Raw genomic sequence first — 10,112 nt, 5'->3', positions numbered from 1 at the left:
GACGAGTCGTTTGAAGTGGATCTCGGTCAGACGGCATTGCGCCGCTCCGGTCCGCGACCTCGCGTTTTCCTCATGAACCACTCTTTTGGCCTCCGGGGCCCAACGGAGCACACGCTCGGCGGTCTGGCCGAGCGGGCGGCGGTCGTGGCGAAGGCGCTGCAAGACACGCGCGTGCTTTCAACCCCTGCGGACCGCCCAGATATGTCGCCAGCTGAATGCCCCCCAAAATTCGAGAGTGGAACGAATGATCTATCCGCAAATAATAGATCTCAAAAATGAAGCACGTGCGGTCCCTATCTCGATTGATAGCGGTATCGTCAGGCATGATCCCTTCCCAGAAGGGGGTAACGTTTCGGTACGTCTGTTGAAGTTCAGTTCAGGCGCGACCACTTGCCGTCACAACCACGGGGAAGTCGAATTCTGGACAGTGATCTCTGGCGGCGTTCGAATTCACCTGGATGAAAAGACCTTCCTGCTGCTTGGCGGAGAGAGCATTAGGATCGACCCGCTGCGCAGGCACAGAATTGAGGCTTTGGACAGCGGTGCAGTTATGCAGACGGTGTGGTGGCACAGCCGCGCAGCGTTCGAAGAGGCGATTTCCACGAAGGAACCGACAGCAAAAGACAGACCGTTGTTGCTGGTTCCCGCCATGCTTACCCCGAATGGCCCCATGCACATAGGTCATGCCTCAGGGCCGTTCCTCCACGCGGATGTGTTGCGCCGAATTGCTGAGACAGGCGACCGAGAGGCCTTCGTGCTGCAGGGCACGCACGGACATCTTGAGCACATTGCAATTGCGGCCGACGCTGCAGGACTGGAATACTACCAACTCGCGGAGAAAAATACGGTTTCTTTCCAGGAGGCTCTGGACCGGCTCAACGCTGTCCCGGATATTTTCCTTGGGACAGAGCCAGACCGCCGCGGCAAGGCGGTCGTTCTCGAAGTCTTCAAGCGACTTTGTAGCAAGGGGCTGATCGCTGAAAAAGAGCATTTGGTCCCATATGACGTCGAAAGCGGGCGCTTCAGGGTCGACGCCTTCGTCCACGGCAAATGTCCCTATTGCGGCGGCTATGCTTCCGGCCATGAATGCGAGGATTGCGGCGCGCTGGTCCTCGATGCCGAACTTCAGGATCCGGTTGATCTCGAGGGGCGTTCCCTGGAACGTCGCCCCCTGAAGCGCCTTTTCCTGAACCTCGCTCCAATGCATGACGCGCTCGAATCCTTCGCCTCGCGGTCCTTCCTACCCATTTACGCCAAGCACTACATCGAATCTTGGCTGAGCCGGGGGCTTCCGGAAGTCTGCATCTCTAACCCAAACCGAGAGGGAATCCGCATTCCAATCCCAGGATTTGAGAGTCAGCGGTTCAACATCACCATCGAACACGTGCCTCGGCACTTGCTTGCCTTGGAAATGATAAGGGAAAAGAGCGGATACCCTGCCTTGTGGTACCAAATTCCGCGGGAGGAGATGCCGGAGCTGAACATTCTTTTCGGGGCGGACAACGCCTTCGGACGCTTGTTGGTCATTCCCGGCGTACTTTCGGCGCTTGATCTGCATGAGATRCTCCCTCGACGGATCTTCGTAWATCAGATGCTCACTCTCGATGGGAAGAAGTTCTCAACATCACGAAATCACGCAATCTGGGTGAACGATATCACTGCAAAAGAAACCGGCGAGCCGCTTCGCTTCTACTTGTGTCGCYGGCGCCCGGACGGTTCTGTTGAGGACTTCTCGCTGAGTTCTTACGAAAGCTGGAAACGGAATTTCTGGGACRGACGGCTGTTAAGGTCGACCGGGAAGGCAAACCAGGTCATCGAGCGGGTCGCAACTGACGAGCTCCCTTTTCCCGGCCAGTGGTCAGCCACCGATATTGYGTTCCTGGCGGAGTRCAGACGCTTCACCGCAGAAGTGCGAGCGCGCTTCGAAGCGGATTACCCGGACGTACGTCAGCTGACACATGCAATCGAGGCGTTCGTCGACGCAATCGACCRCTATTCATGTTCAGTGCTGCACGTTCCAGCTGCAGCGAAGGAAAATGAGGCGCTTGACCGGACTGCGGCACGCGCAGTGACCTTCGCGCTTGTCGGACTCTGTGTCGCGGCCTACCCGCTCATACCTGATTTCGCCGTCCGCATCGCAGGGAGTCTTGGGCTGGGAATCCCCAAGCTCAGTTGGTTAGACCGCGACTGGATGGCCGAGCCAGTACGGCGCGCGGTGCCTCTACGTTCCGCGGCGTCTGGCTGAGGCAAGACCGCGAATCGTAGAATATCGGCATCTCGGACCAGCTCATACCAAGAGTCATGGAGTGTGACCGACGTGCGCCCACTGCCGCATTCCGATTGATGTGATGGTTTCGGGCGCAGCGAGGAGCTTCTGCCAAGCCTCGCAAGCGGCGTCGATGGTGGCGTCGTAGTCGTCGAAGACGCGGTTTGAGAGCCAATTCTGCCGCAGATATTGCCAGACGTTTTCGACCGGGTTCAGTTCCGGGGAGCGCGAGGGCAGGAAGATCGCCGTCATGTTTTTCGGCATCCTGAGATTGGCGGTGGTGTGCCATCCGGCACGATCCATGACGAGCACAGCGTGTGCGCCCTTTTCAACATGGCGGCTGATCTCGTCAATATGGCGTTGCATGGCCTCGGTGTCGGCAAAAGGCAGAGCCAGAGCGGCCCCGGCGCAGCGCGCCGGGCAAATCGCGCCAAACAGATACGCACTCTTGTAGCGCTGATCGGCCGGCTGGCGGGGTCGGGTGCCGCGCCTTGCCCATTGCCGCACGATGCCGTTCTTCTGGCCGATGCGGGCTTCATCCTGGAACCAAAGCTCCACCTTCCACCTTCGTGCGCGGCGACAGGTCGCAAAGATGCGCCTTCAGCGTGCGTGGCCAGTTTTTTTGAATTCCTCGACAATATGGGCATCCTGGCCCGGACGCAGCCGGCATAATCCTCTTCAGCGAAAGACAAGCCAGCCCGGCAGATCGCTGGCACGACTGGCCCTGCCGTCAGGGTTCCTGCTTTGATCAAGCCCGTCAACCACATCAACGCGCTGCTCGACCGCGGCCCAGTCGCGGACCGCTGCCGCTATAAGGGCCATGTGGACATCCGCGAAGGTGAAGCCGGGCTTCTGGAAATATTCCTCTGAGTAGGTTGCGACGGCCTCCCACAGTCCCGCCGGTGTTGTGTGGCCGTAGGCTTGGAGTCGCCAGAGAAATGAGGCGGTATCGCTAATCACGTTGATCGGAATTCCGGCCGTCACCGACGGTTGGATACTGTCCGTGTAGATGGCAAGTGCTCGCTCAGAATCGCCGCGCTCCAGCGCGCCCAACGCCGCGTGCCAGGCAATGTGGCCGTGGAGGRTGCCAGTGCGGTCGTAGCGAGGCAGCCAATCTGCGATCAGCTTCTCGGCGTCCTCCGACGCGCCCCTTCGTACATGGCGTGGGACAGCGCGTGCACCGCGTTCGCGTTGTTTGTCCGCAGGTCGTACCCGCGCTGCGCGAGCGCTTGGCCGTGCGCCACGTTGCCGTTCTCCGCATGGCTTTCGCGCTATGACATTGGAACGGCGATGTGGTCGCCGAGATCAGAGGGGATGGCTCCTGAGATGATCCGTGAAGCGCCCCCGGGAAAGTTCATGAACATCGGACGCAATATCTGAACATCTCAACGACGCCCACGCGATGCGTCGGCAACGTTGGTTTGGGAGGACAGTAGCGACCGGCGATCGCGATACCAGTTAATTGCGGACTGGGCCAGACATTCGGTCGCGTCGATATAAGTCATTGACCGGGAGACATCCCGCGGAATTGCCAGCGGCAATTCAGTGCACGCTAATATGACTACCTCGATACCTTTGGAGTGCAGTGCGTTCACAGCGTCACGCACAAACGGGCGCGCCGCTTCGATTTCACCCCGTTTGACCAATGCGATGGCGGACTGCTCCAACGTGGATATTTCCTCGTGGGTGAGACGAACCGGTATAAAGCCGTGCTGCCTTAGCCTGGTGTCGTAAAATCCGGAAAACAGCGTAGCGTTCGTGGCAAGTATTCCGACCTTCGTCCCCGGCCGTGCCCTGATGGATAAGGCTGCACAAACCGCATCAGCGATGTGCAGGATAGGCAGCTTAGTTGCATCAGTTAATATGGGAATCCAGTGATGCGCGGTGTTGCAGGCAATGACTATGTATTCCGCCCCCGAGCGTTCTAGACCTTTAAGACCAGCGATCATTTTGGGCAGAGGTGACTGTTGCGAAGGGTCAAACAGGGCCGCCCGTCGATCCGGTATCGTGGGGTCAGAATAGGCCACGACGGGGATATGCTCTTGATCGGTTGCCGCACGCGTCAACATGATGATGATTTTCTGCATTAGATCGATGGTCGCCAAAGGACCCATACCGCCAAGAACACCTATCATTCTGGTCTCCACGAGATGCAGACCGCCTGAGCCACAGCTTTGTACGCACATGACCTTGCAGAGCGGTCTGTGCAGTGGACCCAGTCGTCGAACTTGCGTCAAGCCCCTGAGGCCCAAGTCAAGGTGGTGCGCGAGTGCATGGGAGATCACCTCCGGCTGTTCATGGATCTCCTTCTCCATGAAGTGCCGATGGTTACCCCCCTTTTTGACGAGAAGACTCGTGTCTATCGACTGCTGTCGTTGCCGTTCGACTGGGTTGCCGTCGATCGAAGATCTGCGCCTGATTGCGGCGCACGATGGCCCAATCGCCATCCTTGAGATATCGAACCGGCGCATGGCGCCAGCGCGATCGCGTCCGAGCCGAGGAACATTTCCCCTCGACCATGGTTGACGACCGGCTGCCGAAGCTCGCACCAGCAGATTCGATCGTTGCGGAAGGCATAGGCGGTAAGTGGCGCAACTGGGGCTTGCCCAATGATCCCCACACATTGGTTGAGGTCGCTCGCTGCACTGAAAAAGGAACGACTAAGAGATAGGCGCAGTACTGAGGAGAAGGCCTCGCGGCGTAGGCTCTCGTCGGCGGATCATCAATGAAGATGCCGTCCGTGGTAATAACGATGCGCAAAGGGGCCATGCTGACAGAATGTTAGTCGTTTTCGATAACCTCGGTTGCCAGCTGATTGCCCACTGCCCTTTCTCCCTCGCAGACCTCAAAGAATCTCGTGTAAGGTCCGTGCGCGAAGTGGCGGYGCAACTCCTGAAAATTCTCAATCGTTTGCTCTAGTGGTCGCGTTTCCTGGCGCTGAAGCGTCCCCGTACTGGAAAATCGCAGCGCCGGGACGCCTAGGAAATCCCAAATCGCTGCCAAGCATGTGCCAGGTTCGCGCAGAAGGCACTCGTACTCGATCTCAAGCATATTGCTTTTCGTGAAGGATCGTGCGACCCGAGCGTGGAAATCGTCGGCAGCCTTGAAGTATGCCTCGCAGTCGGCGGTCGATAATCTAACTCGCGGCGGCGGAGCGTCATTGTCCGCCCTGAACTTCAGCCATTGGTGCGTTTGTCTCGCTTGTACAAGCGACCGTAGCGATTCCAACGTATTTTCCCGAACCACGAGGATGACTTTGAGGTCTGGCCAACGGGTCAGCTCGGCAAAAAAGCCCGGACGATCATGAAACTGAGGTTCATTGATCTTGCAGCCGACATGYGTCACCTTCTTGTCGGTCCGCGAGGGATGGCGCGAGTAGGCAAGTTCAAGCAGCTCTCGATCGCTGCGAAGCAGACGGTGCTTGTCAGGCCAAGTGGTGGCATATGGATTGAGCAGCTCACCGTTGCTCAACACATTCGGATGCGCGTTCAGCAATTCTTCCAGGTAGTGYGTGCCAGTTCTTGGCATGGCCAGGATTACGAATGGCGCAGGCGGCGGTATGTGGCTATTAGTCATTGYGTGTGTTCCTAACCAGCATTAGTCGCGGCAGTTTGGGTGGCGCTTCGGACGAGATGCCTGATTGCTATCTTCGACACTGTCTCGCCAAGGATGTTCGCTGCGGTCGGATTAAGCTCGCACTCTAGCAAACCGTACAATCGAAGGGACAACACAACGGTCTGGGCTGACAGGGGCGAGTGCCAAGCCTCGGCACCGACGCCGCAGCGTCAGCGCATCAGGCGCCGACGCAACAGCGCCGCCGACAAGAAAAACGGCAAAACCGCGTAGACGCAAAGTGTCGTAATGTKCAGGCCGAGGCTTTCAGCCGGGCGGCCAAGCATGACTGAGCGGATCAGGTCGACCGAGTGAGCCAGAGGCAAGAGGGACGATACCTGCTGAAATGCGCTTGGCATTTGGCTGACCGGAAAGACGGCCCCGGACAGGAATAGCATAGGCGTGAGAACAAGCGTTTGGTAAAATACGAGGCAGTCGTAGTTGGGCGCAAGCGCCGTGACGATCATGGCTAGACTTGCGAAAGCAAGCCCAGTTAGGGCGATGATTGGAAGCGCGTAGAGAAGGGATGGCCACGCGGCATAGCCAAGCATGGCAGCAACTAGCGTAATCGCCGTACCGGCCAGAAGAGACTTGGTGCCGGCCCAGGCTAGTTCACCAAGTACGATGTCGCCGAGCGTGAGCTGAGTGCATAGCATCGCTTCCCAGGTGCGTTCGCCTCCCATGCGAGCAAATGTCGAGTAGATCGTTTCGTAGGTCGCCGAGGTCATCGCGCTTACCGCGGCCATGCCAGCCGCCAGAAAAGCTACGTACGAAGTGCCTTCAACACGACCTATCATTATCCCGAGGCCGAAGCCGAGCGCGAACAACGAGATCATCGGCTCAGCGAGATTTCCGAGAACCGCCGCAAGGGCAATTTTCTTCCAAGCCAAATAATTGCGGCGCCACACTGCAACCCAATTCCAGCCATTGGCGGGCATAACGGCCATATAACCTTCGGTCATTGTTCAGTCCTTCATCTCGCGCCCGGTCAGCCGCAAGAAGACATCCTCGAGGTTCGGCGGACGCTGCAAAAGGCGCAGACCAGCAACCCCACGCAGCTGCGTGAGCAGCTGCTCGGGATCGGGCGCATAGCAAAAGAGAGTTTCGCCGCTCCGCTCGATGCGTTGCGCGTACGRCTTGACCAGCGATCTCAGTTCATGTGGATTGCCGCCATAGACTTCGACCACCTGGCAGCCGATCTGCTCGTCAATCAACGCGTGCGGTCGCCCTTCGGCGATCTTGCGCCCCTGCTCGACCACACACAGCCGATCGCACAACCGCTCGGCCTCCTCCATGAAGTGAGTGGTCAAAAGTATCGTTTTTCCCCGCGTCAACAAGGAACGCAGGCGTTCCCAGATCAGGTGGCGCGCCTGTGGATCGAGGCCAGTAGTCGGCTCGTCCATGACCAAGAGTTGCGGGTCATTAATCAGCGCACGGGCTAGCGTCAGGCGTCGCTTCATGCCGCCGGACAGTTCGGCGACGCGCGCATCCGCCTTGTTCTCGAGGCGGGCGAACTCGAGCAGCGATGGGCTGACCGCTTCGACCTCGCGTTTGCTCATGCCAAAGTATCGCCCGAACACCAGTAAGTTTTCACGTACCGTGAACCTATGATCAAGGTTGTCGAACTGCGGGACCACGCCGATGCGTGCACGTGCCAAACGGGCACGTGCCGGCACTGGCACTCCGAACACCGTGATCTTGCCTGCGTCAGGCGTTGCCATACCGAGGAGCAACCGTGTAATCGTGCTTTTGCCCGCGCCGTTCGGCCCCAGCAGCCCTAAGCACTCTCCGGGAGCAACGGTGAATGACATGCCGTCGACAACGACCCTTTTGCCATATGATTTYGTCACACCGACAAAGTCGATTGCCACCATGGGTCCCGCACTCAAACCAGCTTAAGGGTGCCGTCGCCCGGCGATAGTTCAGTTTCGGGAATTTTGGTCAACAGCACACCATCGGACCATATGTGTTCAATTCGTCCCCAGTCGCAGGCTGCGGCGGCACCCGGAAAGAACCCGCGTCCATGGTGGTTGGCACTCGTATTGCAAAGCAGCGGAATGCCCGTGAGCTTTTCATATTCGATGAGTAGCTCGGCCACCTTGTGCTCAGAGGTTCTGGAAATGGTCTGCAGTCGCGCGGAACCGTCGAGATGCACGACAGCGGGGACTTTGTCCCGCCATTCCGCCCGCGTCTGATGGTCGAACAACATGTAAGGATCCGGCGTTCCGGGGCTGAATATTTCCGGCGCGCGGTCCTCAAGGCAGATCGGCGCCACGGGGCGGAAGTGTTCGCGAAGTTTGACGTCGTTGAGATAATCCTTCATTTCGGGCGAAGTCGCGGCCGCGAGAATGCTTCTGCCACCCAGTGCCCGTGGTCCGAGCTCGGCGCGCCCAGTAAGGAAAATGACGGGCTTATTGCCGGCGAGAATGGAAGCGAGTTCTCGCATACTGCACGGTTCGGAGTCCCATCCGGAAGGCAGTTGGCCCTCTAGCAAGGCCGGGCCGCTGTAAACCGACCAATCCAGAGGAACGAAGCCATCTTGCACAACCATTGCGCTGCAAGCGGCACCGATTGCCGAGCCGCTGTCATTCGGAAATGGCGGCACCCACACAGCATCGAAGAGAMCCGCCTCACGTAAGGCACTATTCCATTTAATGTTGAGACCGCAGCCGCCGGCGATGCATAAATTTCGCGCTCCCGAAAGRTGTGCGTGCCGCTCCACAGCGGTTGCCATTTCGCTGACAAGGAGACGCTCGAGAAAAAGATGAAAGGATGCAAGCACATCTTCGGGTGYCTGGTCCCTCAGTCGGAGCGCACTGGCTTCGAAGAAGTCATGCACGCGCGCAAGCAAAGCCTCCGCGCTGTTGATATCCGCACGGTAATGGCTGGCTAGCTCTGTGTCGCCCGCAAAGCGCTCCTGGTAGAGTTCCTGAAACRCTGCCACGATGTCTTCATCGACCGACCCGAGTGCGATGTAGGCCATCAGCTTGCCGGCAACACCGAGATCCCAGTCGCCGCGACCCGCCCGCTTATAGGGCCCGAAGTGATGGCCCGCAGCCGCGTAAATATGGCCTATCACTGGGAATAGGCATTCCAGGAACCGGGCGCCGCGGCGTTCAACATAATAGAGGCGTGGAAAGATGCACCCGTCCCAGACCAAACAGAATGCGGGCTGTCCGGTTTTGGCGAAAGGGCTGGTGCAGTACGCCGAGGTCACATGGCCGGTAACATGCGGGTAGCTTCTATAAGAGAAAAGCCGGCCATCGAGCATCAGGCCGGAGCCGTCGAGCGAAGTGAGGAGGCCCTCGGCATGGCGTTCGACGTAGGGCGCGCCTTTGAGAGTGATCGGACCCGCCTCGCTAAGGACCCGGAACTGCGACTCCAAGTCGCCGTCCCAGCCGTCGATAACGAACTGATCTACGTCCCGCGGATCCAGACCGTGCTCCGCCAGGGCGGAGACAACTGACTCCAGATGGTCGATGGCTTGATATCGTCGGTTATTGTCCCGCTTCTCCTGTTCAATGCAAAACACGAGTTGTCCGTCCTCGACAAGGGCGACCGCCCCGTCATGGGTCAGCTTGATACCACAAATGCGCATAATGCTTCCTCGTCTAACGCAGGCAATTCGACAAATCCGGAGGCCGAACCGGACTCCGAAAACGGGCGAGCAAGCAGTCTTGGTTGGGGGTGTCGCCCTGGCACTGCAGAAGATCGACAGCGATCAAAGTCTCGTTCAGCATTGCCATGACAGTTTCGGCACCAGCGGCGTGACCCCAGCGCCGGCAAGTGGCATCACGCGCCGATCCGAATACCAGGTGCCCCCCTGGCGCAAGCATCCGCGCAAGGTTGCGGATGGCAGCGCGCATCTCGGCTATGCCATTGAGGTAGTACAGAACCTCCGCCACGACGATCAGATCGAACGGTTCCTCAGTCGAGAACTGTTGAACATCAGAGACGACCCAGGTGATGTGCGGTAGCTCCTTCATCCGTCTGCGCGTTCGATTAATCGCGCGCGGCACGACATCGATTACTGTAAGGCGTTGGCAATGGGGCGCTAGCCTTGCCGTGAACGCGCCTGCCGCACACCCGACTTCAAGTGCATTTGTGATGGATCCATGCAAAAGCGACAGCCGCAGCATTTGCGTGTGACGCTCCCGTTCGAACGGATTGGCATCGAGCAGCCACGGATCGTCTGCGGCCAATTCCCGATCCAACAATCGATAATTATTGTCCA

The 10,112-nt window shown here is 58.6% G+C and carries 8 protein-coding genes and 2 pseudogenes; 1 reads left to right on the top strand and 9 read right to left on the bottom strand.

Annotated features, from left to right (window positions below; all coding sequences use genetic code 11):
* The first annotated feature begins 244 nt into the window (after window positions 1-244).
* Window positions 245-2,245, top strand: a complete 2,001-nt coding sequence (locus tag ORS3428_RS31075; protein WP_083354976.1) for a class I tRNA ligase family protein — start codon at window positions 245-247, stop codon at window positions 2,243-2,245.
* A 54-nt stretch (window positions 2,246-2,299) separates the two neighbouring features.
* Here ORS3428_RS31075 and ORS3428_RS03790 read toward each other — a convergent pair.
* From ORS3428_RS03790 to nodS, 9 genes and pseudogenes are all read right to left on the bottom strand, one after another.
* Window positions 2,300-2,923, bottom strand: a pseudogene (locus tag ORS3428_RS03790) (IS630 family transposase); the annotation flags it as partial.
* A gap of 21 nt (window positions 2,924-2,944) precedes the next feature.
* Entirely contained in the window at window positions 2,945-3,319 is a 375-nt protein-coding gene (locus ORS3428_RS33830) for a hypothetical protein (protein ID WP_244507844.1), read from the bottom strand.
* Window positions 3,320-3,651: 332 nt separating this feature from the next.
* Window positions 3,652-4,401: an aspartate/glutamate racemase family protein gene (locus ORS3428_RS33185; protein WP_157895916.1), complete on the bottom strand. Its 750-nt coding sequence runs from the start codon at window positions 4,399-4,401 to the stop codon at window positions 3,652-3,654.
* A 105-nt stretch (window positions 4,402-4,506) separates the two neighbouring features.
* Window positions 4,507-4,793, bottom strand: a pseudogene (locus tag ORS3428_RS33825) (glutamine--fructose-6-phosphate transaminase (isomerizing)); the annotation flags it as partial.
* A gap of 254 nt (window positions 4,794-5,047) precedes the next feature.
* Window positions 5,048-5,842 carry a sulfotransferase gene (locus tag ORS3428_RS03775; RefSeq protein WP_071094714.1) on the bottom strand — a complete coding sequence of 265 codons (795 nt, stop codon included), beginning with the start codon at window positions 5,840-5,842 and terminating at the stop codon, window positions 5,048-5,050.
* A gap of 209 nt (window positions 5,843-6,051) precedes the next feature.
* Complete coding sequence (locus ORS3428_RS03770; RefSeq protein WP_071094712.1) at window positions 6,052-6,840, bottom strand: ABC transporter permease; 789 nt, start codon at window positions 6,838-6,840, stop codon at window positions 6,052-6,054.
* 3 nt (window positions 6,841-6,843) lie between these two features.
* Entirely contained in the window at window positions 6,844-7,752 is a 909-nt protein-coding gene (nodI, locus tag ORS3428_RS03765; protein WP_071094710.1) for a nodulation factor ABC transporter ATP-binding protein NodI, read from the bottom strand.
* A gap of 11 nt (window positions 7,753-7,763) precedes the next feature.
* Entirely contained in the window at window positions 7,764-9,476 is a 1,713-nt protein-coding gene (nodU, locus tag ORS3428_RS03760) for a nodulation protein NodU (protein WP_071094708.1), read from the bottom strand.
* Between the two features lie 13 nt (window positions 9,477-9,489).
* Window positions 9,490-10,112 (bottom strand): nodulation methyltransferase NodS (nodS, locus tag ORS3428_RS03755; protein WP_201788289.1); only part of this gene is annotated, 623 nt, incomplete at its 5' end.

Source organism: Mesorhizobium sp. ORS 3428 (assembly GCF_001854785.1).
Classification (GTDB): Bacteria; Pseudomonadota; Alphaproteobacteria; order Rhizobiales; family Rhizobiaceae; genus Mesorhizobium.
The sequence above is the reverse complement of the archived record's forward strand: the minus strand, read 5'-3'. Positions and strand labels throughout refer to the sequence as shown.

Bases quoted from the DNA above. Each gene is read 5' to 3' on its own strand.
- ORS3428_RS33185 (WP_157895916.1), bottom strand. From the start codon at position 4,401: ATGATAGGTGTTCTTGGCGGTATGGGTCCTTTGGCGACCATCGATCTA.